The organism is Microvirga terrae, from assembly GCF_013307435.2.
GTDB lineage: Bacteria > Pseudomonadota > Alphaproteobacteria > Rhizobiales > Beijerinckiaceae > Microvirga > Microvirga terrae.
In genome coordinates this window covers 1,118,675-1,144,525 of sequence record NZ_CP102845.1, presented here as the reverse complement: position 1 = coordinate 1,144,525, position 25,851 = coordinate 1,118,675, and the positions used below count along the sequence as shown (strand labels likewise).

Sequence of the window (25,851 nt, the reverse complement as noted above, 5' to 3'; positions counted from 1 at the left end):
CGTTCGAGATCTCGTGGACAAACCGCGCTTTCCCGCCTGAGAAGAAAATCTGCCCCATCGATGGTAGAACCCTTGCGCCTGCGCGATTTTTCCGAGGCTTGACTCGCAGCGCAGTAGGACTCAACGCGATGGCGGCGGCAGGGTTCCGCCGGTTCGACAGGCCACCCGTTGATGCAACACTATCGCGTTTTGGTCGAGTGCGCTAACATCGGTTCCGTCAGGGAGAAAGAGCCGGATGGTTACGCGCGTTTCCACTGTTGCGTTCGAAGGAATCGAGGCGCGGGCAGTCGATGTTCAGGTCCAGATCACGCCCGGCACCGTCGCGTTCACGATCGTCGGCCTGCCCGACAAGGCGGTGGCGGAATCCCGCGAGCGCGTCCGCTCAGCCCTGATCGCCTCCGGCCTCGCCCTGCCGGCAAAGCGGATCACGGTCAATCTCGCCCCGGCCGATCTGCCGAAGGAAGGCCGATTTTTGACTCTTGTCCACGCTATCATCTGAGCTAAGAAATTGTTTTGCATGAAGTTTTCTCGGCGGTCTAGAAAGTAGGCTATCCGTAAGCCCCTCGACGTTGGCCGCGTCAAAATGCCTCGATTCAATCTTACACACATAATAGTCTTATGAGACTTTGCTCCTAATAAAGGCTTATGGACTTAGTACCTTTTTAAGGAATGCCTCGAAGGATTTAGGCCTCCCTACGTCAGGAGGCTAGCGTGAACAAAGCGGTTGCGACTGAATTACCGGCGCATGTCCTGCTCAACCAACCATGTACAGACCCCCGGGAACGTCCAGGAGTGCCAGGCCAGTCCGTTCGCTTGAATGGTAAGCTACATGATTTCAGCGCGCTGATCCCACTCTATGGAGCTTCGTTTACAGAGCGATTACTCGATGCGTTCGCCCGGAAATACGCCCACGACACAGCATCCACCACCGAAAAGCGTTGCGGAAATCTACGCAAGTTTCTCCTCTACCTAGCAGGTTTTGCGGCAGAATCCTCAAACCGGAACACGGCGGCCGCACTAACCTATAGAGCTCTCGTTGAGAACCAACAGGAATCCATTACGTCAACGCAATGGATCGATACGGTTGACGTGTTCGTCAGTCGGCTCAGGGATTTCACCGACCATTCGGTCGTCAGGAGCAGTAATCCACTCACACGACAGAACATCATTGAGAGCTTATCAATCCCACTGCAGCATTTAGCGCAGGAGGGGCTTTGGCCTGAAATCGGCGCTCTACGCGGGCTTTCCGGATCGCGCGTGTCACGCGGAGCGAACATTCCATCGCTCGGAGAACTCCAGAGCTCGACAGAGACATCCGAAACCAATTCCAAGAACGAGGCCATCTATGGGGCAGTCAACGAGCACAATCGAGAACGTCTGCTCCGCCTTAGATCCCTCTGCGAGGACGCATTGTTTGAGGAGGAAGCGGCCTTCGATCGCCGACTCAAATTGTTGGCAGCTCCGGGCCAGCCCTCGCTTAGGGAAATCCGCGCAGCCATTCCTCTCATCCCCTTCTCATACGCCAGATCTGAACGTGAGCCTGTGTTGCATCCAAAGGTCCAGATGTGTTTTCCCCTGGACGACGGTGATCGCCGGCTTGGCTCACTCCTTCGTTACATTATCTCTGATCACGAAGGCGTCTTCAAACTGCAGGAGCTTGACTATCCGCTTCAACTCGTCGTCTCCCGCTGCGGCGGCACTGCCAGGGTGATGAGCCACCTTGAGGGGGGAGGACGAGCCCTCCTCGCAGCCTATACGCTCATCCTTATCGATACCGGCATCAACATTCAGCCCTGCGATGATCTCGCTGCGGACCCATTCGTAGGGAAGGCCCGATACGGCAAGATCCAACTCCGCCAAATTGGCTCAGTGAAAAACCGCGCACGCTACAAGGCAGTGACAGGCAACATCATCGAGATCACCCCGGGTGAGGAAGGCGAGGCGGACGACGAGATCCTGGAAGTTCCCACCATCGTGCCCAACTCGCGCATCTCATCCGCAAAGGCAATCGAAGTATGGCTGAAGCTCTCAGCCCCCCCGCGGGAACGAGCGCGACGCGCCGGCAATTCAGACGCAAACTACCTTTGGATTATTCGAAATGGCCACTACCCCAAAGAAGTCCGAAGGTATCTGGAGCATTCTTGGAAACGATGGTGGACTGAGTTCCTTGAGGAGCATTCCAAGGATCCCGTCATCGGGGGCCTTCCCATTCAAAGGCGGATGATCCGCACAACTGTCCTCCAGCTGCGTGATGCTCAGCACGGCGGCGACGCGGAAGTTGTTGCTCTCCTTTCGGGCCAAAGCGGCGGACGTACTGCCTCGCGTCACTATCTGAACAGAGCATACATCCGACAAATATTGGACGACAGGATACGCGAGTTTCAGAACCTGTTCGAAGCGAGTGTGGCTGGCGATAGCCCCGACCGCCCAGGTCAACTAGGGCTTTTACCCGAAGAATTTCACGAACGGCGCACCCGTGCTGTTGATACGGGGCTTGGTCTGACCTGCTTAGATCCTACCGCTGGTGTGCAACCCGGAACTAAAGAATCGATTTGTAAGCGGTTGGACGCCTGCAGCACATGCCCAATGCTGCGATTTGTCCCGACACACCAATCGATCGAGGCACTTGCTCTCTTCCACGAGTCCCTCAAACGGACAGAAGAGGAGTTTATTGCAAGGAATCCGGAACGCTGGGTTCGCGTCTGGCTCCCCGCCCTTGCACTCTGTACGGTGCTCTTGAACCTCCTCATGTCTGGCCCGAAACAGGCACTCGTGCAGCAGAGTCTCGAGTCTGTGAAGGATGGGCTGGATCAAGGCTCTCTTGTACTCTTTCGCCCTTGGTAGGATCCACGATGGCTCCCCGTACAACACGTTTCATTGATTCCAATTCACCCGGAACTCTGCACGACCAAATCATTGGTGGGCTAGCGGCGCCATCATGGTTGCGTGAAGGTTCACTGCTCGATAATCGATGGACTATTGGAACCGAAGATTCCCAAAAGCGGCGCAACACAGATTTTGCGCTGCGCTTCGACACTGTCTTGGCGCCGGGCTTGCGACTAAGTGATCCCCGTTGTGAGCACGATTCTATAACAGCGAAGGTGCTCGTCTACTGGTCTCTTTCGCCGAGTGAAGGATCGCACTCGTCCGGCGCATCAGTTTCAATTCTTCACCGAAACTATATTCAGTTCGTGCGATGGAGGTTATCCTGTGGACTAAAGAGGAATGCCAGTCTAACGCCTGAGTGGATCGAGAAGTTCTTTGAGACGCTTCGTGATGGGGGCGTTCTAGGACTACTCCCGCTCGACGAACGCGCCGTCGCATTTGCCAATGCCGTACGCGTGGGGCGGCGTCGGCCTCCGACTTACAAGAAAGGCAAGCATACCTATTTTGACTTTGATAGTGCTGCGGAGAAGCTAGGGGTTCCGAATGGCCGCCTCTTAACTGACACGGCTCGCCGCATACTCATTGCACTCGCGACAGAATTGGGTTACCCGCTCCAGCCCTATCAAGCACGGTCGTCCGGCTTTGCAATCGCTTGGACACCAGATAGTCAGAATATAGAGATTGATGACGGTCCCTACCCTGAGAGTAATGCTGGGAGCCTAATGGGGAGGCCTACAACTCGCTCGGCGGGCCGCATCGGCGGGTTCCTGCGCCCGCTTGGATATCTGTGGCAGTTGCGGGGCCGCCTCTCCCATGATCCCATCGGGTGTAACCCTTTTCCAGGGGAGCGCACCATAAACAGTGTCGCGCGGGCGATTGCGCACGACAGCGATGGCCGGACATTCACCGTCCCTCCGCTGCAGGCCTGCACGCTAATAGATCGGGCTCTTTGCTGGGTTCTGGACTATGCGCCGGATCTTCAACACTATGTTGAAGAGATCGAGCGCTTACTCACGACAGAGGAGGTCCGAGCGCACTGGAATCCCTATCAAGCGGCTGCAACACGCGTGAACATCACCTTCGTTGAGCATAAGAGTTGCACGCAACCGGGATCGCCTTGGCCGATCCGCCCAGCCTACTATCCTGGTCCGAACGCCATCAAGAACTTTGCAGAAAACCGTCCTAGCCTTCGTACAGTGCTGTTTGATTACCTCGCTGTCGCCTGCATGATCGTAATTGCGGCGTTCTCGGCACGTCGCCGGGAAGAAATTGAGTCGTTGCGCTTCCCAGCAATCCACCACATTGATGGCGACGCATGGTTGGAAACGTGGATTGAGAAAACAATTCGAGACTTGGATAAGATCCCAGTTCCAAAGTCTGTCGAAAAGGCCATCGAGGTTCTATCCTGGCTCTCATCCATGTACCGCCTGCGCACCAAAGAACGCTGGCTTTTTCAATTCGATGATGTAGCCCAGGCCGATCCCTTGACTAAGCCGAAAACCGCTCGCTTTGATGTCTACCGCAGTCTGTCGCGGTTTGCAGAGTTCGTGCAATTACCTCCACTTCCCGACGGCACACAGTGGAATCCAAAGTCGCATCAGTTCCGACGCTTCTTCGGCATCACCTATTATCATCGGTTCTACTATCCGCATTTGACGGCGCTTTCCAATTTTTATCGTCACTTTGATCCTGACCAAACCAGACGGTATGTCACGGAGGCGGCGCGCGGCGGATTTCTTCGCCAGGCTGAAGAAAAGCGCGTACAGGCACAGAGATCAGAGCTCGAACTCGCTCGTTACCAAGCCCAACGCTTGGACGATTTCAACGCGGAAGGCGAAGCCTTCAGGTTCGCGCGCTTTCGGAATGTTGCTCTTGGCAAGGAGCGAATCTCGGGATGGGGTGGTGAAGTCATCAAACGACAGCTCGACGAACTGGTTGAACAAGCCAAGGCTCAACTGGACATTGCTCCTGAAGATGATCTTCCTGGCGCAACACTCGACTCCTTGCTGCTCACTTTCGTGGAAGATAAGCGACTTGAGCCCAACAGCCTCGGCCACAGCTACTGCAAATGCACCTCGGAGCCACAAGATCTTCGCTCGGCGGCGTGTCTGGCCGCTCGAGAGGTCGAGCGCGATGGGGCCGCATTCTTCAGTGCGCCGGACCCCGCTTTTGCCGCCGATCATATCTGCTCAGGTTGTCCTCACAACGTGCAGTTTGCCGAGTGCGAGCCTTACTGGGCCGAAACGATCGCTCATGCACGACAACAGCTCTCCTGCTCATTCGCGCCGTTGCTGCGAGCCCTCACCCAGGAACGGCTTGATATGGCGCAAGCACATTACTCTAGGTGCTTCGGCACGAAGACGGGAGGCTAGGGACATGGCGCAAAACCAAGAACCTCAGGAGCGCATTAGACCAGCGCGATCAGCGCTGGAGGCTAAAGTGACCTTGTTGGAGGAGTGGATTGCCAACGAGTCCATCCCCCCAGATGCGCCAGTCCTTGCTACCATCAAGGACGTCCAGCAATGGTCCGACCCGGCTAGGGTGCTTACGACCTGGACCAGCTATTCCATCGCAGCTCCCGGCGGCCCGAATGCAGATTTGAGATTGCGCCTTGACCACGCATTGAAGGGGCTGCAGCGAATGCGGGAAGGAAAATCTGCACAGCAGAGAAAGCCGCGCCGCGGGCGAACAATTTCACAGATTCAAGTTTCCCAGGAAAGGGATCGATTGGCGCAGCAAAACGTCGAGCTATTGGCAGAGCGAGATGCACTCAACTCAGAGGTAAAGCGCCTACGGCACCTTCTTCAGGAGAAGAATAACCAACACCGCGAGCTACTGACTAAGTTCGAAAAAGTTGTCCCATTTGGAAGAAGGTGATCAGGTCGGTGCAAGAATCGGCTCGCCAGCTCTCTCATTTCCACTGTATCAACGGATCGGCATCTATAAAGGTCTCTAAGGGCATAAAGCTCTCCAAGTATCCGATTGTACTGCATCCAGACTATGGAGTGTTCGAACCTGCCGATGCGTTCATCCGTGAGCTAGCTACGTGGCGCTCACAGCGCAGTGGCAGCCTTCAAGATATAGCTCGCATCATCTGCATCTGGTGCAACTACCTTCAAGATCATAATGTTGCTTGGAACGAGCCTGGAGAATATCACTACCACCAGTGGCTCGCAGAGGCACTGAGCATTGAGAAAATTGGACGCAATCGGCAAGCTCGCCGGGCGGGTGTTGTTATGCGGTGGTGCCACTTCATGGCGTCGCGGAATATTGGCGGTCCGCTTCTGCGCTCTTTCGCGGCTTCGATATCGGCTTCACCGTTGAACGTTGAAATCTTGGAGCCTGAACCTCGCTTCAAAGCTCCAAAAGGTCCAAAGCTTAAGAATGGCAAGCGTCCGATTCCTGATGAGGGCGAGGCCGCTCGCGTAGTTCGGGCGCTGATGAACAATCCCAATGCCTTTATCGCAGAGCGCAACTGGCTTCTTGGGCGCACTGTTTATGAGACTGGCCTACGTGCCATGGGCGTTGCGGCATTGAGCTGTGACACTCTAAATCAGCTCCTTCGGGGCGATAACCTCATTGGTCCTTCTGATCGTGTTGAGTTCCTCGCCGGCGACCGAGTTGCGAAAGCGAGCATCCGGGAGAGAGTTTACCACCTTGCGAACACCGGTCGCGAGAACTTAATTGTCGGCGTTAGGGAGAAAAGGGGAAAGATCCGCAATGTGCCCTTTCCGATTCCGCTCGTCATTGCTCTCCTTCAACATCTATGGGGGGAACGTGCCCGCTTTCTACGCGTCTCACGCAGCTCAAGTCGGGAGAAGTTGTCAGGTGGGCTTTGGCTATCTGACAGGAATGGTAACTCTCTGACCATCACCGCCATAAAAGACATCGTCAAGGTGCGCGGCTTCGAAGCTGCTGGAGTCAAGGGCAGCATTCATTCGCTTCGAGCGACATTTCTCACTCAGTATGCGTGCCGTCTTTTGAGAGAAGCCAGAAAGAAGTTCGGCTATGATTACGATACCCGCGGCATCCTTCTCACGCTTGCAGAGATTGCAGGACACGAGGACCCGGGCACATTGAAACACTACCTGGATGAGGCTCAAATCAGAGAAGCGCTGGTAGGGGAACGGGAGTTTCTGCGCGGCGTCTAGTCTGCTTGGGATTTGCCGCGCTTGCTGTTCGATCTTATGCCACAGCAGAAGCTTCCCTGAGCGATTGCTTGCGATGCTGTCCATTCCAATTGGTAGGCGCGGACTCGAAGCAACGGCAGGTCCACGCAGCCCCTCAAGTAGGGGATCTACCTATCGTTTTTGAGTTTGCCGGATCTGGTTGTAAGCGCAATATACCGTTCCCTTACCATAGGTCCGCACAACACGGCGGCCTATGCCGCGACCGGTGATGCGCTCGCCTCCCGAAGCCTAGTGATCGCCGCCGATCTTTCGCGCGCGTGAGCGGCCCGAGCCTACTGCATATCCAAATGGCTCACTCGGCGCTCAGCGGCTCCGAGACGGTCTGAGCCGCGCTCGCTCCAGTGAGGCAGCTGGCCTCTTCGGTAGACGGTCGACACAGACGCGTGCGGAGCCGCACTGCCGGCGCGTGGCCGCTGCGGTATCCCACACACTGCACGTGATCATGCAGGAGGGTGCTATGCAGGACGGCAAAGAACGGTTTTCGTTAGCAGCGGCGATCACCGCTGTCTTCACATTGGGCTGCACCATCGGTGTTCTCTACCTGCCGCTCTTCCTGCGTTGAGCGCCTGATTGAATACGGCTCCTGCTGGGTCGTTGCCCTAGCCGGTCGGCATCGTCACCGTCACATCCGTGCGCCCCATCCGCCTCTGCAACTCATTACAGTCCCGGGCCCGAAGATCCTCGAGATGCTCTAGGCTCTGCGCCTCCTGGCCCGGGATGACATGGACCACGAGGCCGTCAGCCTCCCGCGCAACCGTGGCCATCGTCACAAGCCCGGTCGGCGTCTCCCGCTCGATCCGGCCGCCTAGAAGGTTGTCACATTGCAGGCGCAGGATGACCTCCATCGGAACCTCCTCGAAGCTTGCCCAGCATCGAATCAACAGAGCAGAACCAGCACAAGGTCCTCGCAAGCGACGGGAGAGTGTCCTGACCACCCATCGATGGATGTCCACGCATTCCACAGACCAAGAACAAAAGAAGAACATTTTTGTGGTGACCCAAGGCGCGAAGCAGTACCATCGTCACTTCGAAGGGAGAAGACGATGACTCAGCAGGAAGACGCGGCATGCGACGCAGATCCGATGGAAGCGGATGTCTCGGCCGTAATCGAGGCCTGCGGTGGTGATCCCAGAACCGCCATCAGGGCCCTTCTCGTCGAGCAGCTCATTCAGGAGCAGCGGATCGAACGGTTGGCGGCGGCCCTGTCGTTCGGATATGTGCGCGGACAAATTGGGGTGATATGCGGGCGGCCCACTTCCCCAACCTCTTGATGCCCGCCATTCGTGCTGGTCTGGCTGAAGTCTCTAAGATCGGCCCGGACCGTCCTGGAACAGCAGCCGCGCTCTGGGTGACGGGCTGTCGGTGTCCGGCGACGCCCCCTCAGCGAGCGGACGTCGCTATCTTTGACGCGGACCGCCTTCGCGGCCTGACAAGAAGATCGGAGGCCTCCACGCCCAAAGCCTTGGCAAGCCGATCCACCACGTCAATGGTTGCCGCGTAGACACTGCGCTCGATCGAACTGATGTAAGTCCGGTCAATCTCCGCCCGGTGGGCAAGCTCCTCCTGCGACAGGCCGGCGGCCTGTCGGTACTTTCTTACATTTTTAGCGAGCACATCCCGGATCGACATGCCCGGGATCGCACCGCCTTGTAGAGTATTCCTCCACGGAGTATACTCTACAAAATGCTCTTACCCGCTGGAATTCGTGTTCCTCACTCTTCGGCCCAATCCCTTCCCAGTCAGCCAAAGTCTCTGCCCCATTACACAAGGGCAGGTTGCGACGGCCATCTCAGGTTGCGTGAAGGAGAGACAGGATCGGACGATGTTTAGGCCGCCCATGAAATGTGTTGACTATACTCTACCCGACTATCCCTCCCTGATCTTCCGCAGTTCGATTCAACCGTCCGATCAGCAACGACAATCATACGAGGTCACCATCTCCGCCGAAGGGCCGAACCGTGACCGCGACGATTGGCAGTATGACTTCGAGCGCTGGTGTCGCGGACATGGCCGGGTCGTGGAACGGAAGCGCCCGAACCGGAACGGAACAACCAGGATCGCATCCTTCGAGGGAACGCCAGCGCTCGTAGCCTTTATCGTCGATTGGATCGGACTCGAATGGCTGGAGCGCGCCATGCATGGCTCCGTCGGCATTCAGGCGCCAACGGACGTGTCAGCCGTCTTCGTTCAGCTTCAGGAGCTTCTGAGCCTGACGCATAAGATCGACGCTCGGACGAGAATAGCGGATTTTCGATTCTGGGCCGCGGCGCGGGCGACGCTGGGTCTCGACGTCCCGTCCACCGAGCTCAAAACCGGCAACTGGGATCACCTCTTCGATCAGGACCAGCCAAACGCTGTCCGGGAGTGAGGCGATGCACCGCCGGCACAGGCCTATCGGAATGCAGGCATCCATCCGATCCTGTCCTGGGCGCGATCAAGCGTGGAAGTCTCGCCATGATCCGTAGGTATGCTCTCGGGTTCCTGATCCCCCCGGCCATCATGTTGGCCATCGGCTGCTACCTTGTGCAAACTGGTGACTTCGACGGGGTCGAGTTCTTGGCCTTTCTCGGCACGCCTGCCGCCGTGTTGGTTCTGGCGTGGGCCGCGGTCGTGGCGAATGAGATCGCCAACCGGCGGAGTGAGAGGCGACCGCAGCAAGTCCGTTCAACCAGGTTCCTGTTCTACTATCCTCTTGCGCCGGCCTTCTATCTGCTGGTCGGCGGCGGCGCTCTGTGGGCCGGCTACATCGGTGAGGCGTATTTTCTCGCCGCAGCGGGGGCTCCTGCGGCGGTCCTGACCCTCGCCTGGCTCGCTGTGCTAGCCAATGAAGTCGCCAACAGACGCAGCGCACGACGCCGGCGCGACGAGTGATGGCAAGCCCCTGTGATCAGATCGAGAAACGTAGCGGGCCGAATGCCCCGTTCACTCCGTGTCAGTATCAAGGCTCCTGATCGCCGGCAGAATATCCGTTATGTCGATGTCACCCCTGATGAACGCCTCAAAGATCGGATCAGTTGTTGGGTCCCGTTCAATGCCGGCCATGAGGTTATTGTGATGGGCCGCCTCGACGAACTTGCGCCGGCGCTCGACCTCTTCCGGCGGGGTCGGCAGCGCTCCAGCCTTTCTCACTGCGATCTCCTTGAGAAAGGCTCTCACTCTCTCAATACGTATCTGTCCCTCGGCCGACCAAAATGGATGGTCGGGCGTTGTGGTCTGCCCCCTGAAAAGTGATCCTCCCTGAAGTATGGCTTTTGAGCCGAAGGAGGACTGAAGATGGGCAAGAAGAGGCACACGGCCGAAGAAATCGTTTCCAAGTTACGACAGGTAGACGTGCTGACGGCACAAGGCCGGACGATGGCCGAGGCCATCCGCCAGATCGGTGTGACGGAGGTCACGTACTACCGGTGGCGCAATGAGTACGGCGGACTCAAATCCGATCAAGTCAAACGGATGAAGGAGCTCGAGCTGGAGAACGCCCGGCTGCGCCGGGCGGTCTCGGATCTCACCCTGGAGAAGCTCATCCTCAAGGAAGCTGCGTCGGGAAACTGGTAGGCCCCGCCCGCCGTCGCGCCTGTGTAGAGCATGTGATCGCCAAATATGGTGTCTCGGAACGGTTGGCCTGTCGGGTTCTGGGCCAGCATCGCTCTACCCAGCGCAAGGTCCCCCAACAGCCGGTGGATGAAGCGGCTTTGACGGCCGACATCATCGCTCTGGCCACTCAGTACGGCCGCTATGGCTACCGGCGCATCACAGCCCTGCTGCGAGACGCTGGCTGGCTCGTGAACAAGAAGCGGGTCGAGCGGATTTGGCGGCGGGAGGGGCTCAAAGTGCCACAAAAGCAACCCAAGAGAGGCCGGCTCTGGCTCAACGACGGATCCTGCATCCGGCTGCGGCCGGAGTACCCCAACCATGTCTGGTCGTATGACTTCGTCGAAGATCGCACCCATGACGGGCGCAAGTTCCGCATGCTCAACGTCATCGACGAGTTCACGCGCGAGTGCCTTGCGATCCGGGTGAACCGGAAGCTGAAAGCCGTCGATGTGATCGACGTGCTCTCGGACCTGTTCATCCTGCGTGGTATTCCAGGCCATATTCGTTCCGACAACGGCAGCGAGTTCGTGGCCAAAGCGGTGCGCGAGTGGATCGCGGCTGTGGGCGCCAGGACGGCTTACATCGAGCCGGGCAGTCCCTGGGAGAACGGCTATTGCGAGAGCTTCAACTCGAAGCTGCGGGACGAGTTGCTGAAAGGAGAGATCTTCTACACTCTGGAAGAGGCAAAGGTGATCATCGAGAGTTGGCGCCGGCATTACAACACGGTGCGCCCGCACTCATCCCTGGGCTACCGGCCACCTGCACCTGAGGTCTTGGTCTCGGCTTCCAAGCTGGCGCCCAGACCGACGCTGAATTAACATCACATACGGATCACCCACATGGGGCAGGCCACCTCTTGGCTCGCCGCGCATCTCGCGGCACACCGGGATGAGGGCGAGGGACGTGGAATTACGCCCTTGGAGAGCAATGCGCTGGGTCTGCGCTACGCAACGCTGAAGCCCGGCCCGGTCTTCGAAGAGGCTCGGCGAGCACGAAAGGCCGAGCAAGCACACCTGATCGAGCCGCCATCCGCGACGGAACGGCGGCTGCGGGCTCGCATCGGTGAGGCCGTTGCCGCTCAGTCCGTGGAGGACGAAGCCGGATTGCAGGTGCCGCATGTTGGTGAGGGGCTCTACCATCGCTACAATGCGGTGCTGAAGCGGGTGTTCGGCAACAAGGGACGAGGCCAGATGACGCTGCCTGAACTCGAGGCAGCTTTGACCTGGTTGGAACGCAACCGCCTCAGTGATCACCTCCACCACTTGGAAGGCGATCCCCGTTACGCTTGGACAGCGGCTCGGCGGCGCCGCTTGGTCTGGGACCAATGGTCCTCCCACTCCAGCTCTGAGGCTCAACGCTCGGCTCCGTCGGCGAAGATCGCCCAGAAGGGCAATTCGCCCCAATAAGCATTAGATTGCAGCGGCAGGGTTGGTGGCGTGCTCGGCCAAGTCAGAGAGAATCTGATCAGTGTTTTCTTCCTGGATCAGGCTCTCCTAGGTCAGCCTCGGCCTTAGTGAAGCCAAGCTGCTGCGGGCCCGCTGGGTGAGGTCATGCCCGGATCGAATTATGGATCCTCTTCTGAGGGAGCCGTCGCCCCGAAATGCCCCAATTATCGCAATGACCATACTGAACAATCCCTTTAAGTTCTTGTGATTATTTCACTTCAGCACGCCACCCGTATTTATGCTTGAATTCACTACGCCCAGTGATGGCTCGCGCATTCCACCCATCTCACTCCCGATAATCCCCAATTATCGGGAGTGTTGCGCTTACGTTTGAAAACAGGCCATAAAGGGCTCCCGTTCCCTCTGGTCCAAGCCGCCATGCAACCCATTCCCTCTCTGGCGTCCGATCTCTATCCGTTTGTGAGCCAATGTGTTCTGCCAGCTCTGCAGGGCCTTCCTGGGAGAGCCTCGACGTGAGCACGCCGGATTCCAATCCCACGAGTGATGCCAGCCTTCATCGCGCGAACGAACTCGATGCCCTCGCTGGCATCCTTCCGGCCGATCGCCGCGAGGCGCTGGCGGCCCTGCTCACGGATGAGGATGTCGCGACCCTCAAACACCTGGTTGAGGAGGGTATGGGGGCCAACACCTTGCGCGCCCTCGCCTCGGACTTGGGCTACCTGGAAGCCTGGGCGCTCGCCGCGACTGGGCTTCCCCTCCCCTGGCCAGCACCTGAAGGCTTAGCCCTGAAATTCCTGGCTCATCATCTCTGGGACCCGGTCAAGCGGGAGACAGATCCTGGCCATGGCATACCTGGCGCTGTCGCGGAAAGACTTAAGGCCGAACGTTTTCTTCGGGCGGATGGACCACACGCACCGGCAACCGTTCGCCGCCGCCTCGCGAGCTGGGCGACGCTGCATCGCTGGCGCGATCTTGACCCGGCGTTTGCCACACCGGCCTTCAAGACCGCACTCCGCCTCGCCGTGCGGGCATGTGCACGGCCGGTTCAACGCAAGAGCCAGCGGGCAGTCACCCGTGCGGTGCTCAACCGGCTGCTTGCCACTTGCGTGCTGAACCGGCTCGTTGATCTCCGTGATCGCGCCCTCCTCCTGACGGCGTTCGCCTCTGGCGGCAGACGGCGATCGGAAGTCGCCTCATTGAGGGTCGATCAGATTGAGACTCTCCCCCTCGTTCCCGCAAATCCGCAGGATCCAGAATCCCTCAAGATCTCCTGCCTTGCGGTCCACCTCGGACGCACGAAGCGCGGCAATGCCGATGAAGGTTCACGTGCCCTCCTCATCGGGCGCCCTGCCGATGCGCTCACAACCTGGCTGGATCGTGCTGGGATCACATCAGGAGCCGTGTTTCGATCCATTGACCGATGGGGTCGGATTGGCACAAGTGCGATCAGCGGCGATGGCGTCAATGATGTTATCAAGCGGCGCTGCCGGCTTGCAGGCCTCGACTCTAGCCTATTCAGTGCGCATGGACTTCGCTCTGGATACCTAACACAGGCTGCTCACGACGGTGTGCCCCTGCCGGAGGCAATGCAACAATCACAACACCGCTCAGTTCAACAGGCTGCTGCCTACTACAATGATGCTGAGAGCCTAATGGGGAAAGCTGCCCGGTTGTATTGAGGGACTACGCCTCACAAAGGAAGCGTTCTTGGGGGTTCTCGCCTTCCTTAGAAAGCTAACCCTGCGGGTGCCATCTGGCTTGGAGGTGTTTTCTGGATCCGCCGCATGACGTGCGTGCAACCCTAACCAGCTCGCACGTCATGCGGCTCCTCACCTGAGTCACCATTGTAGTCCTCTTAAGAGTAGGTCTGGGCACATACGTCAAAAGCAGCCACTACGACCTGCCGATCGCCCTTGGAGTCATGGCGGCCATCGGGGCCGTTCCGGCGGATGCGCTCGCCGGTTTCACGGTCCTGGGCGAACTGGCGCTCGACGGCACCGTCACGTCGGTGGCGGGTGTCCTGCCCGCCGCCATGGCGGCCTATGAGCGCGAGCACGGGCTGATCTGTCCCGAGGCCTGCGGGTCCGAGGCCGCCTGGGCCGGAAGCGACATCGAGATCCTGGCGCCGCGCTCCCTGATCCAGCTCGCCAACCATTTCAAGGGCACCCAAGTGATGGCGCGGCCGGAGCCGGCCATCATGCCGGCCTCCGGCTCTCTGCCGGACCTGCGCGACATCAAGGGCCAGGAGAGTGCGAAGCGCACCCTCGAGATCGCCGCGGCCGGCTCCCACAACCTGCTCATGAACGGCCCGCCTGGCGCCGGCAAATCCATGCTCGCCCAGCGGCTGCCGTCCATCCTGCCGCCGCTCTCGCCGCGGGAATTGCTGGAAGTGTCGATGATTCAGTCGGTGGCGGGCCTCCTCGCGGACGGCGCACTCTCCAACCGCCGTCCATTCCGGGCTCCGCATCACTCGGCCTCCATGGCAGCGCTCGTGGGCGGTGGCCTCAATGCCCGTCCCGGCGAGGCCTCCCTGGCGCACCATGGCGTGCTCTTCCTCGACGAGCTGCCGGAGTTCCAGCCTCAGGTCCTCGATTCCCTGCGCCAACCATTGGAAGCCGGCGAAATCCTGATTGCCCGGGCCAATCATCGCGTCACCTATCCGGCGCGCTTCCAGCTCGTGGCGGCGATGAATCCCTGCCGCTGCGGACAGGCGACCGAGCCGGGCTATGTGTGCCGTCGCCAGCCGAACGAGCGCTGCGTCGCGCAATATCAGGCACGCCTGTCCGGCCCGCTCCTCGACCGCATCGATCTCGCCATCGAGGTTCCCGCGGTCACGGCCGCCGACCTCATCCTGCCGGCGCCCGTGGAGGGCTCGGCCGAGGTGGCGGCCCGCGTCGCCCGGGCCCGGGAGCGGCAGGCGAAACGCTATGCGGGCCTGAACCTCGAAGGCGTCGCGACCAATGCGGCCTGCCCGCCGGCACTCCTCGAGGAGGTGGCCCGGCCCGACCCGGAGGGCCTGTCCCTCATCCGCGACGCTGCCAACGCCATGCGCCTGTCGGCGCGCGGCTTCCACCGCGTGCTCAAGGTGGGTCGCACCCTTGCCGACCTCGACGGGGAGGTTTGCGTCCGGCGCATCCATGTGGCGGAAGCCCTGTCGTACCGCGCCCATGGGGACCGGCGCCCTGCAGCCGCCTAGGAGGTCTCCTCAGGGCCACACGCCGCCTTGCGGACACCCGTGCCGATCTCGATATTTTCCACCGGGACGCTTATGTTTTCTGTCACAAAACAGTTTGGAATGGGTTTTATGTCAGGGTTGAAGCGGGACGGCACCGCGGCCGATCCCTTCCCGGAGGCACGACCCTGTGAGGCAGCGATGAACCTATCTCCGTTGAACGAGGCAGCCGATCGTCCTGCTTGGCTGGGTGTGCGCCCGTATGGCCTGACCCAGTTCATGCCCGGCAAGGACCGGATCGTGCGCGATTACGGCAGCCTCGATCCCGTGCTCGGCCGGATCGGCTCGCTTGAAGTGCGCCTTGCAACCACCGCCAAGGAGATTAGGAAGGCGCAGCGCCTGCGCTTCAAGGTCTTCTACGAGGAGATGTCAGCCTCCCCCAGCAGCGCGGCCCTGATCTCGCGCCGGGACGTGGATGCTTACGATTTCATCTGCGACCACCTTCTCGTGCTCGACCACGACGTGAAGCCCAAGGCCTTTCGCCCGGCGAAGCCGAAGGTGGTGGGAACCTACCGGCTTCTGCGCCAGGACGTAGCGGCCCGGCATGGCGGCTTCTACACCCGCGGCGAGTATGACATCGCTCCCCTGTTCAAGGCGCATCCCGGTCTGCGCTTCCTGGAACTCGGCCGCTCCTGCGTGCTGGAGGCCTACCGCACCAAGCGCACCGTCGAGCTGCTCTGGCACGGCATCTGGGCCTATGTCCTCCACCACAAGATCGACGTGATGCTGGGCTGCGCGAGCCTCGTGGGCACGGAGCCGCAGGATCTGGCGCTGCCCCTGAGCTTCCTGCACCATTATGCGGCCGCCCCGGCCGAGTGGCAGGCCCGCGCGCTGCCGGAGCGCTTCACCGCGATGGACATCCTGCCCAGGGATGCCGTCGATCCGAAGGCTGCGCTCCACGCGCTGCCGCCCCTGATCAAGGGCTATCTGCGCCTCGGCGCCACGTTCGGCACGGGTGCGGTAATCGACCGGCAGTTCGGCACCACGGACGTGCTCGTCGTCCTGCCGGTCAAGGCGATCAACCCGCGCTACATCGACCATTTCGGCCCGACGGCGAACCGCCACGCGGCCTGAAGGCTCACGCCGACGCCGCGAAGACGCGGCGCCATTCCTCGCGCACGTCCGGATCCTCTTCGCGCTCGAGCCGCCCGGCCGCATGGCGGCCGACCGTATCCGGCGGAAGCAGCCGGCCGGTGGCCCAGGCGGCCATGGCCCGCACGAGCGGCGAGGCGTCGTCGAGAAGGCGCAGGGCCTCGTCGGCCAGGGCCGCATCGCCCGAATTGCCGATCGCGATGAGCACGTTGCGGACGAAGCGGTCGCGGCCGGTGCGCTTGATCGGGGTGCCGGAGAAGCGGGCCCGGAAGGCGGGATCGTCGAGCCGCGCCAGGTCCCGGAGCGGCAGTGCCGACAGATCCTCGCGCTGCACGAGCCGCGCCTCCCGTCCCGCTTGGGCGAACTTGTTCCACGGGCAGACGGCGAGACAATCGTCGCAGCCGAAGATCCGGTTGCCGATGCCCGGCCGCAGCTCGTCCGGAATGTGCCCCTTGTGCTCGATGGTCAGATACGAGATGCAGCGGCGAGCATCGAGCCGGTAGGGCGCGGGAAAGGCCTGCGTCGGGCAGACGTCGAGGCAGCGCCGGCACGAGCCGCAGCGGTCGCGCTCCGGCTCGTCGGCCGAGAGTTCCGCCGTGGTGAAGATGGCGCCCAGGAACAGCCAGTCGCCGAACTCCCGCGAGACCACGACCGTGTGCTTGCCTTGCCAGCCGAGGCCGGCGGCCTCAGCGAGCGGCTTCTCCATCACGGGTGCGGTGTCGACGAAGACCTTCACGTCGGACGAGGCCTTCGCGGCGAGGAAGCCCGCCGCCTCCTTGAGCTTGCCCTTGATCACGTCGTGATAGTCGCGGTTGCGGGCATAGACCGAGATGTAGCCGCGATCCCTTTCGGCGAGTTCGGTCAGCGGGTCGTTGTCGGGACCGTAGTTCAGCCCGAGCAGGATGACGCTGCGCACCTCGGGCCACAGAACCCGCGGGTCGGCCCGGCGCTCCGCCGTCTCGGCCATCCAGTCCATCGATCCGTGATGGCCGGCCTCGAGCCAGGCGTTGAGCCGCTCGGGAGCCAGCGGGATCGCGTCAGGCCTGGCGATGCGAACCGCATCGAAGCCGAGCGCCTTCGCCCGCTCGACGAATGCCTGCTTGAGAGCCGTGACGTCTAGAAATCCAGGTTGTCGTAATGCTCCGCCGGCGCCATCCCCGGCACCCGGTCCGCGAGGAGCGCGCGGAAGGACGGCCGGGACTTGATCCTGGCGTACCAATGCTTCGCTGTTTCGTCCTCGTCCCATGGCACGTCGCCGAGATAATCCACCACCGACAGATGGGCGGCCGCCGCCAGATCCGCATAGGTCATCTGGTCGCCGGCCAACCAATTTCGCTGGGAAATCAGAAAACCGATATATTTGAGATGGTATCGCACATTGGTCTGGGCGGCGCGAATCGCCCCCATGTCGGGCGGGCCGCCGCCCAGCTCGATGGGCATGAACCGCTTATAGATCTTTTCCGTCGCGAGGTAATCCGAGACCTCGCCGTGGAACTTCACCAGGAACCAGTCGAGCAGGCGGCGGACCTCGACCCGCTGCGCGAGATCCCGCGGCAGGAAGCGCCGGTCCCGCATATCCTCGCCCCGCGTCTCGTCAATGTACTCCGCGAGGCAGAAGGGGGCCGCCACCGCGAGCCCGTTATCGTCGACGAGAAGCGGCAGATTCCCGGCCGGGTTGATCTCGAGAAAGGAGATGCGCCGGTCCCACGGCTTCTCCTCGACCACATCCGGCTCGAGACCGAGCTCCGCGAAAACGAGACGCGCGAACCGCGACTGCGGACAGAACGGATAAGAATGCAGGATGGCCATGAATCTATGAGTGATGCGAAACAGGCGGCGAGAATAAGGCCGTGCTTCGTTAAGGGTTGGTAAGGAATATTGGTGAATCTCATGTCCGTGATGCACAAGGGTCACGTTGGCAGCGCAAACCTTGCTTGACAGACACGGCGTGCTCCCGCATCTGGCGCCGTTTCCAGGATTTTCAACGATGTCGCAAATCATCGAGGCGCTCTTTCTCGGCCTCATCGAGGGGCTGACGGAATTTCTTCCGGTCTCCTCCACGGGTCATCTTCTCCTCGTCGGCCACTTCCTCGGCTTCGAGTCGACGGGCAAGACCTTCGAAGTCCTGATCCAGCTCGGCGCGATCCTGGCGATCCTGTCCGTCTACTTCAACAAGCTCTGGTCCATCGCCCGGGCCCTGCCGTATGACCCGATGGCGCGCCACTTCGTCGTCGGCGTGCTCGTGGCCTTCCTGCCGGCGGCCGTGATCGGCGCGGCGCTGCACGGCTTCATCAAGGAGGTGCTCTTCGATCCCTGGATCGTGTGCACGACCCTGATCATCGGCGGCTTCGTGCTTCTCGGCATCGACCGCCTGCCGCTCGAAGCGACCAAGACCGACGCGACCCGCTTTCCGATTTCGATGTATTTCAAGATCGGCCTCATCCAGTGCGCCGCCATGGTGCCGGGCGTCTCGCGGTCCGGCGCGACCATCGTGGGCGCCATGCTGATGGGCGCCTCGAAGCGCGCGGCCGCGGAATTCTCGTTCTTCCTCGCCATGCCGACCATGGCCGGGGCGTTCGCGTACGATCTCCTGAAGAACTACAAGTTCCTCTCCGCGAACGACGTGGCGATCATCGGGGCCGGCTTCCTCTCCGCCTTCATCGCGGCGCTCCTCGTGGTGAAGCTGCTCCTGGACTACGTGTCCCGGCACGGCTTCACGCCCTTCGCCTATTGGCGCATCCTCGTGGGCGCGGCGGGCCTCGCCGGCCTGATCGTCTACGGCTGAGCGATGCCGGTGCGCGACGAGGCCCTGGCGATCACGCTCTCCATCGCGGCCGCCCTGCTGATGGTGGTCCTCGCGGTCATCGCGGGGGCGAGCGCCGGTCCGGCACCGACGGCCGAGGCCGGGCCACCCGATCCCGCCTGCGTCGAATGGACCGACAGCTGCGTGGTCTGCTCCCGGTCGCCAGGCGGACTCGCCTGCTCGACGCCGGGGATCGCCTGCACCCGGGGCGCACCGCGCTGCCTGCGGCGGTAGCGGGTTTCGACGGATCGACCGGGCCCCTTCCTGACATTCTTCCTGCCATCCCGATGCAGAAAAGCGCAACGCCCCAAACAGCCGGGATCACCGGCACGGGGCCGGTGACGACGTCGAGTGCTCGGAGGCCAGACCCTACGGAATCGTCTTGTCCGGGTAGCGGCACAGGTCGTTGACCGGGCAGCGCCAGCACTCGGGCCGGCGGGCCTTGCAGATGTAGCGCCCGTGCAGGATCAGCCAGTGATGGGCGTGAAGCCGGAACTCGTCCGGGATCAGGGCTTCGAGCGCCTCCTGCGTTTCCAGCGGCGTCCGGGTGATCGCCAGCGGCAGCCGGTTGGTGACCCGGAAGATGTGCGTGTCCACCGCCACGCGCGGATCCCCGAAGGCGATGTTGACCACGACGCTCGCGGTCTTGCGCCCGACCCCCGGCAGGGTCTCCAGGATCTCGACGGAATTGGGCACCTCGCCGCCGAATTCCTCTGCGAGGCGCCGGGCCGCCGCGATCACGTTCTTCGCCTTGGTGTTGAAGAAGTTCAGCGTCCTGATGTGCTCGCGCAAGCCCTCCTCGCCCAGATCGAGCATCCTCTGGGGCGTGTCGGCGACGGGAAACAGGTTCCGGGTCGCCTTGTTGACGCCGACATCGGTCGCCTGCGCGGAGAGCGCCACAGCGACGAGCAGCGTGTAAGGGTTCGTGTAATCGAGTTCGCCCCTGGGCTCGGGATTGGCCGCACGCAGGCGCCGGAAAATCTCGACCATCGTGGCCGTGTCGACCGGCTTCGGGGTGCTGGCCTTCAGGGCCCGGCCGACTGTCTTCGCCGGGACGGCGGGCGGGGCCTTGGGTTTGGCCCCGGGCTTGACCTTGGGCTTGGCCTTGGGCTCGGCTTTCGCCTTGGAACTGCGGCGGGGGGCAGGCTTCAGATCGGACATTTCTGCGTTATACTTGAGGCATGACCAGCGGCAAGGCGACAGATGGCGGGATCGACCGGTTCGAGCAGCCGGTGTTTTCGGCCGTGATCCGCCCGCACCGGTCCCTGAGCCCGCAGGGTTTCAGGATCGTCATGGTGCTGGTCTGCCTCGTCTCGGTGGTGGCGAGCCTGCCCTTCGTGATCATGGGCTTCTGGCCGGTCGCCGGATTCTTCGGCCTCGACTTCCTCGGCCTCTACATCGCGTTCCGTGTCAGCTACCGCCAGGGCGAGGCGTTCGAGCTCCTGGAGCTGACGCCGATCCGCCTCCTGTTCCGCAAGGTAAGCCCTCGCGGCGAGGTGAAGGACTGGCAGTTCAACCCGCTTTGGACCCGGCTCGACCGACAGGTCGACGACGAATACGGCATGCAGCACCTTTCGCTGACCTCCCGCAACAGGCAGGTCGAGATCGCCCGCGACCTGTCTCCGCCCGAACGCGAGACCCTGGCGGAGGCCCTCGGCCGGGCCCTGGCGGATGTGAAAAGGGGCCATTGAGACAACTCCAGCACCTGCAGGCCCGCAGCTTGCGCTGCGAGCCTGCAGGATGATCGAGGGTGGCGCGAGTGGCAGCCTGGCTCGATGTCTGAGGTGATAAGCGAGAGCCAAGCTGCTCGTCGCGCACGGTTCTTTTCAGGCGGACCAGCTGGACGGAGCCCAAGGTCGGCCTCCTGCGCGCCCAGGGGTGCGAAGCCTGTCGCAGGACCGTGCCGGCTCCCACACTTGCGACGCCTCGCGAGCGCGCCCCTCGAAGGAACCGATCTGCGCCATGATATAGCTTAGCTTGCACCCGCTGTCAAGAACAAAGTGAGAACATGATCCCAGCGAGCTGAACACCGGCTCACCCCATCCTCCGCCGTCATGGCCGGGCTTGTCCCGGGCATCCCGATCGGAAGAGCGCCGCGCCTCACCGGATCGGGATCACCGGCACAAGGCCGGTGATGACGAGGAGGGTGTCAGGTCGGGCGGAGGGTGCCATAACGGGCGGAAGGTCGCCCGCGGCGCGATTCCGGCTCCAAAGGCCCCCGTGGACAGGCGCGCGAGCGCCACAGGAAACGGGTGTCACCCCCCTGCCCGGCCCGCTAGGATGAGTGCCAATCAGGATGACAGCCATGCTCGACACCTTGCGCGACATCACCATCGAACCCGGCGCGATCACCGTGCCGGACGAGCCCCATTCCGACTACGAACGGGTGCGCCGGATCATCGCGTTCATCTCGCAGCGCTGGCGCGACCAGCCCTCTCTTGAGGCGATCGCCGACCATGTGGGGCTCTCGACCACCCATGTGCACCATCTCTTCCGGCGCTGGGCGGGCCTGAGCCCCAAGGCCTTCCTGCAGGCCCTGACCCTCGACAACGCCAAGGCGCTGCTGGCCGATTCCGCGAGCGTGCTCGACGCCACCTACGAGGTCGGCCTGTCGGGACCGGCCCGGCTGCACGACCTCTTCGTGACCCACGAGGCCATGACGCCGGGGGACTACAAGGCGGGCGGACAGGGCCTGACCATGCGCTACGGCTTCCACCCCTCGCCGTTCGGCGAGGCGGTGCTGATCGCCACCGACCGGGGGCTGGCGGGCCTCGGCTTCGTCGACGACGGCGACCGGCAGGCGGCGCTCTCGGACCTGACCCGCCGCTGGCCCAGGGCCACCTACCTGGAGGACGAGGCCGCCACCGCGCCGCTGGCGCGACGCATCTTCAGCCCGTCGCATTGGCAGGCGGAGCAGCCCCTGCGGGTGGTGCTGATCGGGACGGATTTCGAGGTCCGAGTCTGGCAGACGCTCCTGCGCATTCCCCGCGACCGGGCCACCACCTATTCCGACATCGCCCGCCATATCGGCCGGCCCTCGGCCTGCCGGGCGGTCGGCGCGGCGGTGGGCAAGAACCCGGTTTCCTTCGTGGTCCCCTGCCACCGGGTGCTCGGCCGCTCCGGAGCCCTCACCGGCTATCATTGGGGGCTGACCCGCAAGCAGGCGATCCTGGGCTGGGAGGCGGGACAGGCTCTCGGCGGGAAAACGGCTTAGGTTTGGATGCCATGGCCGGGCCTGTCCCGGCCATCTCGGTTCTGAAGAGCGCAGTGCGTCACTGATCGGGATCACCGGCACGAGGCCGGTGATGACGTGTAGATAAACGTCATTCCGGGGAAAGCCGAGGATCGGGCGGGGTTCTCAGGAGAGCCGCGGTGCTCGGCGGCAGCACCGCGCATTGCGTGACGTGGAACACGCTGTTGTCGACCTTCTGGTAGGCACGCCCGCACCAGTGCCCCCCGCCGGTCTGGCCGGTGTCGCCGAGCAGGGCCCGGTACTGGATCGTGTAGCCCGGCACCTCGACCCACTCTCCGTCGACCAGCATCTGGACGCCCGCCGGGGTCACCCGATAGGGCGCCGGCCGGCAATCCTGGTCGTTGCAGCAGCTGTTGCCCCAGGAATCCAGCAAATGCGAGTAGATGTCGTGGGAACCGGCCGGAAGGGTCCCGGCCACCAGGAAAAGAAACGCGCAAAGGGAAAGCCTGGTCGACATGGGCCGCTTCCATGAAGGCAGGTGGACGGCGCTCATTTGAGCGCAACGGAAACCTCATCCTACCCCAGGAACGGAATCGAGGCACCAGAGATGTCGGGGCCATCGGGGTATCGGACCGTTCTGACTGCATCATCACCTGGTTCGTCATGGCCGGGCTTGTCTCGGCCATGACGCGGAAGGCCTGTTACGCGGGCTCCCCTGGAAATTGCCGGCTGCCCTCGGGGATGACCACGCCCCTGAGCTTGCGCGAGGTCCAGATGTGGACGGCGCCGGTCAGATCGACCGGGTCGTCGAGGGAGCCGCCCTTGATGCTGATCTCGTCCTCCCGCTCCCGGTCCCCATGCCAGACCCGCGACCCGCAATCCGGGCAGAAGAAGCAGGTCAGGGTCCCGCCGCTGTCGGTCGCCCGGGTCCAGTGGCCGAGCCGGCCCGACAGGAGCCTGACATCGGCGCTGCGGGCCGTGACCGAGATCCCGAAGGCCGAGGCCGACTGCTTCTGGCACTCCCGGCAATGGCAGACATAGATCTGGTGCGGCTCCCCGGTCAGTTCGTACCGCACCTGGCCGCACTGGCAGCCGCCCTTCAGGGAATAGGCGTCCATGATCGCTCCTCTCCTCGTCGTCAGGCAGAGATAGGGCAGACGACCCCGCCGTCGCCGTTCCTGCCGTAACGACATAACCGGAGCCGCCTCATGATTCACCCGGCGCCGGGCCGGGAAGCTCCGCCATTGCAGCCATGCAACAGGGGCGGGCTCCGACGAAATGAGGCAATCTGGCCGCGAGGATTGTCTTGCAGCGTCGAAAACCCCTTCTTATATCAGCGCCAGCATGGGGAACGGCTCGGGTTGAGCCGCCCCCGGCAAGTCAGTCATCAACATGTAAGCCATGGGCCGAGCTGCTTTCAGGGCTCGGCGGTCTGCTTGAAAGTGAGGGATCCCGCCATGGGTAAGGTCATCGGTATCGACCTCGGCACTACCAATTCCTGCGTCGCTGTCATGGAAGGCACGACGCCCAAAGTCATCGAAAACGCGGAAGGCGCCCGGACGACCCCGTCCATCGTGGCCTTCACGGACGAAGGCGAGCGCCTCGTCGGCCAGCCGGCCAAGCGCCAGGCGGTCACGAACCCGTCGCGCACCTTCTTCGCCATCAAGCGCCTGATCGGGCGCACCTTCGACGATCCCATGACCAAGAAGGACATGGGCCTCGTTCCGTATCACATCATCAAGGGTCCGAACGGCGACGCCTGGGTCGAGGCCGACGGCAAGCAGTATTCGCCCTCCCAGATTTCCGCCTTCACTCTGCAGAAGATGAAGGAGACGGCCGAGTCCTATCTCGGACAGCCGGTCACCCAGGCGGTCATCACGGTTCCCGCCTACTTCAACGACGCCCAGCGTCAGGCCACGAAGGACGCCGGCAGGATCGCCGGCCTCGAGGTCCTGCGCATCATCAACGAGCCGACCGCGGCCGCCCTGGCCTACGGCCTGGACAAGAAGCAGACCGGCATGATCGCGGTCTACGACCTCGGCGGCGGCACCTTCGACGTGTCGGTCCTCGAGATCGGCGACGGCGTGTTCGAGGTGAAGTCCACGAACGGCGACACCTTCCTCGGCGGCGAAGACTTCGACATGCGCCTCGTCGAGTACCTGGCGGCCGAGTTCAAGAAGGAGCAGGGCATCGACCTGACCAAGGACAAGCTCGCCCTGCAGCGCCTCAAGGAAGCGGCCGAGAAGGCCAAGATCGAGCTTTCCTCCGCGTCGCAGACCGAGATCAACCTGCCCTACATCACGGCGGACGCCTCCGGTCCGAAGCACCTGGCCCTCAAGCTCTCGCGCGCCAAGTTCGAGCAGCTCGTGGATGATCTCGTGCAGAAGACCATCGAGCCCTGCCGCAAGGCCCTCAAGGATGCCGGCATCTCGGCGGGCGACATCGACGAGGTGGTTCTCGTCGGCGGCATGACCCGCATGCCGAAGATCCAGGAGGTCGTGAAGACCTTCTTCGGCAAGGAGCCCCACAAGGGCGTGAACCCGGACGAGGTCGTGGCCATCGGCGCGGCGATCCAGGCTGGCGTGCTCCAGGGCGACGTGAAGGACGTGCTGCTCCTCGACGTGACCCCGCTGTCGCTCGGCATCGAGACGCTCGGCGGCGTGTTCACCCGCCTGATCGACCGCAACACGACGATCCCGACCAAGAAGAGCCAGGTGTTCTCGACCGCGGAAGACAACCAGAACGCGGTGACCATCCGGGTCTTCCAGGGCGAGCGCGAGATGGCCGCGGACAACAAGCTGCTCGGCCAGTTCGACCTCGTGGGCATTCCGCCGGCACCGCGCGGCGTGCCGCAGATCGAGGTGACCTTCGACATCGACGCGAACGGCATCGTGAACGTCACGGCGAAGGACAAGGCGACCGGCAAGGAGCACCAGATCCGCATCCAGGCCTCCGGCGGCCTGTCCGACACCGACATCGAGAAGATGGTGAAGGACGCCGAGGCCCATGCCGAGGAAGACAAGAAGCGCCGCGAGGTCGTCGAGGCCAAGAACCAGGGCGAGAGCCTGATCCATGCCACCGAGAAGTCCATGACGGAATACGGTGACAAGGTCGGCGAGTCCGACCGGCAGGGCATCACGACCGCCATCGACGCGCTGCGCCAGGCTCTGGCCGGCGACGACGCCGAGGTGATCAAGGCCCGCACCACGGACCTGATGCAGGCCTCCATGAAGCTCGGCGAGGCCATGTATGCCGCCCAGGCCAATGCCGGCGAGGGCGGCGAGCAGCCCGAAGGCGAGGCCGCCCAGAAGGACGACGTCATCGACGCCGACTTCCAGGAGGTCGACGAGGGCGACAAGAAGAAGCGCGCCTAAGACGATGGCCGCACTCTGACGAATTCGGCACCCGGTTTCATGACCGGGTGCCGTTTTCATGAAACGAGCTTTAAAACATCCATG

The 25,851-nt window shown here is 62.2% G+C and carries 24 protein-coding genes and 2 pseudogenes; 17 read left to right on the top strand and 9 right to left on the bottom strand.

Annotated elements, in window-relative coordinates:
• Positions 1 to 235: 235 nt before the first annotated feature.
• The 5 genes and pseudogenes from HPT29_RS05345 to HPT29_RS05325 all read left to right on the top strand — a co-directional run.
• Positions 236 to 493: pseudogene (locus HPT29_RS05345) on the top strand (magnesium chelatase domain-containing protein); the annotation flags it as partial.
• A gap of 218 nt (positions 494 to 711) precedes the next feature.
• Positions 712 to 2,844 carry a hypothetical protein gene (locus HPT29_RS05340; protein ID WP_173948487.1) on the top strand — a complete coding sequence of 711 codons (2,133 nt, stop codon included), beginning with the start codon at positions 712 to 714 and terminating at the stop codon, positions 2,842 to 2,844.
• Between the two features lie 8 nt (positions 2,845 to 2,852).
• Complete coding sequence (locus HPT29_RS05335; protein ID WP_173948488.1) at positions 2,853 to 5,258, top strand: hypothetical protein; 2,406 nt, start codon at positions 2,853 to 2,855, stop codon at positions 5,256 to 5,258.
• Between the two features lie 4 nt (positions 5,259 to 5,262).
• Positions 5,263 to 5,763, top strand: coding sequence for a hypothetical protein (locus HPT29_RS05330; protein ID WP_173948489.1), 501 nt, complete (start codon positions 5,263 to 5,265; stop codon positions 5,761 to 5,763).
• Between the two features lie 8 nt (positions 5,764 to 5,771).
• Entirely contained in the window at positions 5,772 to 7,037 is a 1,266-nt protein-coding gene (locus tag HPT29_RS05325) for a site-specific integrase (RefSeq protein WP_173948490.1), read from the top strand.
• A gap of 638 nt (positions 7,038 to 7,675) precedes the next feature.
• Here the strand turns inward: HPT29_RS05325 and HPT29_RS05320 are convergent.
• Positions 7,676 to 7,921, bottom strand: coding sequence for a hypothetical protein (locus tag HPT29_RS05320; protein WP_173948491.1), 246 nt, complete (start codon positions 7,919 to 7,921; stop codon positions 7,676 to 7,678).
• 198 nt (positions 7,922 to 8,119) lie between these two features.
• On the opposite strand from HPT29_RS05320, the gene HPT29_RS05315 reads away from it, so the two are divergent.
• Positions 8,120 to 8,347: a hypothetical protein gene (locus HPT29_RS05315; RefSeq protein WP_173948492.1), complete on the top strand. Its 228-nt coding sequence runs from the start codon at positions 8,120 to 8,122 to the stop codon at positions 8,345 to 8,347.
• 109 nt (positions 8,348 to 8,456) lie between these two features.
• Here the strand turns inward: HPT29_RS05315 and HPT29_RS05310 are convergent, their stop codons facing one another.
• Positions 8,457 to 8,705 carry a helix-turn-helix domain-containing protein gene (locus HPT29_RS05310; RefSeq protein ID WP_173948493.1) on the bottom strand — a complete coding sequence of 83 codons (249 nt, stop codon included), beginning with the start codon at positions 8,703 to 8,705 and terminating at the stop codon, positions 8,457 to 8,459.
• A 193-nt stretch (positions 8,706 to 8,898) separates the two neighbouring features.
• Between HPT29_RS05310 and HPT29_RS05305 the strand changes: the two genes are divergently transcribed.
• On the top strand, positions 8,899 to 9,444 hold the full coding sequence (locus HPT29_RS05305; RefSeq protein ID WP_259060491.1) for a hypothetical protein: 546 nt from the start codon (positions 8,899 to 8,901) through the stop codon (positions 9,442 to 9,444).
• A gap of 86 nt (positions 9,445 to 9,530) precedes the next feature.
• Positions 9,531 to 9,947, top strand: a complete 417-nt coding sequence (locus HPT29_RS05300; protein WP_173948495.1) for a hypothetical protein — start codon at positions 9,531 to 9,533, stop codon at positions 9,945 to 9,947.
• Positions 9,948 to 9,998: 51 nt separating this feature from the next.
• Here the strand turns inward: HPT29_RS05300 and HPT29_RS05295 are convergent, their stop codons facing one another.
• A complete protein-coding gene (locus HPT29_RS05295; RefSeq protein ID WP_259060490.1) occupies positions 9,999 to 10,367 on the bottom strand; it encodes an antitoxin VbhA family protein in 369 nt (122 codons plus the stop codon).
• Between HPT29_RS05295 and HPT29_RS05290 the strand changes: the two genes are divergently transcribed.
• The 5 genes and pseudogenes from HPT29_RS05290 (at position 10,350) to olsB (ending at position 16,379) form a co-directional block, all read left to right on the top strand.
• A protein-coding gene (locus HPT29_RS05290) for an IS3 family transposase (protein ID WP_173944985.1) occupies positions 10,350 to 11,485 on the top strand; the annotation gives its coding sequence in 2 pieces (ribosomal slippage) (positions 10,350 to 10,614 and positions 10,614 to 11,485; 1,137 coding nt in all). The two genes, HPT29_RS05295 and HPT29_RS05290, sit on opposite strands and share 18 nt — an antisense overlap.
• Positions 11,486 to 11,506: 21 nt before the next feature.
• Positions 11,507 to 12,073 (top strand): hypothetical protein, encoded by a 567-nt coding sequence (locus HPT29_RS05285; RefSeq protein ID WP_173945099.1) that lies wholly within the window; start codon positions 11,507 to 11,509, stop codon positions 12,071 to 12,073.
• Between the two features lie 512 nt (positions 12,074 to 12,585).
• On the top strand, positions 12,586 to 13,752 hold the full coding sequence (locus tag HPT29_RS05280; RefSeq protein WP_259060489.1) for a tyrosine-type recombinase/integrase: 1,167 nt from the start codon (positions 12,586 to 12,588) through the stop codon (positions 13,750 to 13,752).
• Positions 13,753 to 13,955: 203 nt separating this feature from the next.
• Positions 13,956 to 15,269 (top strand): annotated as a pseudogene (locus HPT29_RS05275) (YifB family Mg chelatase-like AAA ATPase); the annotation flags it as partial.
• Positions 15,270 to 15,524: 255 nt separating this feature from the next.
• On the top strand, positions 15,525 to 16,379 hold the full coding sequence (gene olsB, locus HPT29_RS05270) for a l-ornithine N(alpha)-acyltransferase (protein ID WP_259060671.1): 855 nt from the start codon (positions 15,525 to 15,527) through the stop codon (positions 16,377 to 16,379).
• A 4-nt stretch (positions 16,380 to 16,383) separates the two neighbouring features.
• On the opposite strand, the gene queG is transcribed toward olsB, so the two are convergent.
• Together queG and HPT29_RS05260 are read right to left on the bottom strand one after the other, a co-directional pair.
• Positions 16,384 to 17,616: a tRNA epoxyqueuosine(34) reductase QueG gene (gene queG, locus HPT29_RS05265; RefSeq protein WP_259060670.1), complete on the bottom strand. Its 1,233-nt coding sequence runs from the start codon at positions 17,614 to 17,616 to the stop codon at positions 16,384 to 16,386.
• On the bottom strand, positions 17,514 to 18,206 hold the full coding sequence (locus HPT29_RS05260; protein WP_247654613.1) for a glutathione S-transferase family protein: 693 nt from the start codon (positions 18,204 to 18,206) through the stop codon (positions 17,514 to 17,516). Before HPT29_RS05260 ends, queG begins: the two co-directional genes overlap by 103 nt.
• A 178-nt stretch (positions 18,207 to 18,384) precedes the next feature.
• On the opposite strand from HPT29_RS05260, the gene HPT29_RS05255 reads away from it, so the two are divergent.
• Positions 18,385 to 19,182 carry an undecaprenyl-diphosphate phosphatase gene (locus tag HPT29_RS05255; RefSeq protein WP_173945103.1) on the top strand — a complete coding sequence of 266 codons (798 nt, stop codon included), beginning with the start codon at positions 18,385 to 18,387 and terminating at the stop codon, positions 19,180 to 19,182.
• On the opposite strand, the gene HPT29_RS05250 is transcribed toward HPT29_RS05255, so the two are convergent.
• Complete coding sequence (locus HPT29_RS05250; protein WP_173945104.1) at positions 19,173 to 19,511, bottom strand: hypothetical protein; 339 nt, start codon at positions 19,509 to 19,511, stop codon at positions 19,173 to 19,175. The two genes, HPT29_RS05255 and HPT29_RS05250, sit on opposite strands and share 10 nt — an antisense overlap.
• Before the next feature lie 58 nt (positions 19,512 to 19,569).
• Complete coding sequence (gene nth / locus HPT29_RS05245) at positions 19,570 to 20,361, bottom strand: endonuclease III (protein WP_173945105.1); 792 nt, start codon at positions 20,359 to 20,361, stop codon at positions 19,570 to 19,572.
• Positions 20,362 to 20,381: 20 nt separating this feature from the next.
• Here nth and HPT29_RS05240 point away from each other — a divergent pair, with 20 nt between their 5' ends.
• Positions 20,382 to 20,891 (top strand): DUF2244 domain-containing protein, encoded by a 510-nt coding sequence (locus HPT29_RS05240; RefSeq protein ID WP_173945106.1) that lies wholly within the window; start codon positions 20,382 to 20,384, stop codon positions 20,889 to 20,891.
• A gap of 614 nt (positions 20,892 to 21,505) precedes the next feature.
• Positions 21,506 to 22,414, top strand: a complete 909-nt coding sequence (locus HPT29_RS05235; RefSeq protein ID WP_371823189.1) for a methylated-DNA--[protein]-cysteine S-methyltransferase — start codon at positions 21,506 to 21,508, stop codon at positions 22,412 to 22,414.
• 109 nt (positions 22,415 to 22,523) lie between these two features.
• On the opposite strand, the gene HPT29_RS05230 is transcribed toward HPT29_RS05235, so the two are convergent.
• Positions 22,524 to 22,910, bottom strand: coding sequence for a hypothetical protein (locus HPT29_RS05230; protein ID WP_173947714.1), 387 nt, complete (start codon positions 22,908 to 22,910; stop codon positions 22,524 to 22,526).
• Positions 22,911 to 23,094: 184 nt separating this feature from the next.
• Positions 23,095 to 23,511 carry a GFA family protein gene (locus tag HPT29_RS05225; protein WP_173947713.1) on the bottom strand — a complete coding sequence of 139 codons (417 nt, stop codon included), beginning with the start codon at positions 23,509 to 23,511 and terminating at the stop codon, positions 23,095 to 23,097.
• Positions 23,512 to 23,850: 339 nt separating this feature from the next.
• On the opposite strand from HPT29_RS05225, the gene dnaK reads away from it, so the two are divergent.
• A complete protein-coding gene (dnaK, locus tag HPT29_RS05220; protein WP_173947712.1) occupies positions 23,851 to 25,767 on the top strand; it encodes a molecular chaperone DnaK in 1,917 nt (638 codons plus the stop codon).
• The last annotated feature ends 84 nt before the right edge of the window (positions 25,768 to 25,851 follow it).

Excerpts from the sequence above, each read along its gene's own strand:
- HPT29_RS05240 (WP_173945106.1), top strand. The coding sequence starts at position 20,382 with ATGACCAGCGGCAAGGCGACAGATGGCGGGATCGACCGGTTCGAGCAG.
- HPT29_RS05335 (WP_173948488.1), top strand. The coding sequence starts at position 2,853 with ATGGCTCCCCGTACAACACGTTTCATTGATTCCAATTCACCCGGAACT.
- HPT29_RS05285 (WP_173945099.1), top strand. The coding sequence starts at position 11,507 with ATGGGGCAGGCCACCTCTTGGCTCGCCGCGCATCTCGCGGCACACCGG.
- HPT29_RS05315 (WP_173948492.1), top strand. The coding sequence starts at position 8,120 with ATGACTCAGCAGGAAGACGCGGCATGCGACGCAGATCCGATGGAAGCG.
- HPT29_RS05225 (WP_173947713.1), bottom strand. The coding sequence starts at position 23,511 with ATGGACGCCTATTCCCTGAAGGGCGGCTGCCAGTGCGGCCAGGTGCGG.
- dnaK (WP_173947712.1), top strand. The coding sequence starts at position 23,851 with ATGGGTAAGGTCATCGGTATCGACCTCGGCACTACCAATTCCTGCGTC.
- nth (WP_173945105.1), bottom strand. The coding sequence starts at position 20,361 with ATGTCCGATCTGAAGCCTGCCCCCCGCCGCAGTTCCAAGGCGAAAGCC.
- olsB (WP_259060671.1), top strand. The coding sequence starts at position 15,525 with ATGCCCGGCAAGGACCGGATCGTGCGCGATTACGGCAGCCTCGATCCC.
- HPT29_RS05255 (WP_173945103.1), top strand. The coding sequence starts at position 18,385 with ATGTCGCAAATCATCGAGGCGCTCTTTCTCGGCCTCATCGAGGGGCTG.
- HPT29_RS05260 (WP_247654613.1), bottom strand. The coding sequence starts at position 18,206 with ATGGCCATCCTGCATTCTTATCCGTTCTGTCCGCAGTCGCGGTTCGCG.
- HPT29_RS05320 (WP_173948491.1), bottom strand. The coding sequence starts at position 7,921 with ATGGAGGTCATCCTGCGCCTGCAATGTGACAACCTTCTAGGCGGCCGG.
- HPT29_RS05330 (WP_173948489.1), top strand. The coding sequence starts at position 5,263 with ATGGCGCAAAACCAAGAACCTCAGGAGCGCATTAGACCAGCGCGATCA.
- HPT29_RS05305 (WP_259060491.1), top strand. The coding sequence starts at position 8,899 with ATGTTTAGGCCGCCCATGAAATGTGTTGACTATACTCTACCCGACTAT.
- HPT29_RS05235 (WP_371823189.1), top strand. The coding sequence starts at position 21,506 with ATGCTCGACACCTTGCGCGACATCACCATCGAACCCGGCGCGATCACC.
- HPT29_RS05230 (WP_173947714.1), bottom strand. The coding sequence starts at position 22,910 with ATGTCGACCAGGCTTTCCCTTTGCGCGTTTCTTTTCCTGGTGGCCGGG.
- HPT29_RS05310 (WP_173948493.1), bottom strand. The coding sequence starts at position 8,705 with ATGTCGATCCGGGATGTGCTCGCTAAAAATGTAAGAAAGTACCGACAG.
- HPT29_RS05300 (WP_173948495.1), top strand. The coding sequence starts at position 9,531 with ATGATCCGTAGGTATGCTCTCGGGTTCCTGATCCCCCCGGCCATCATG.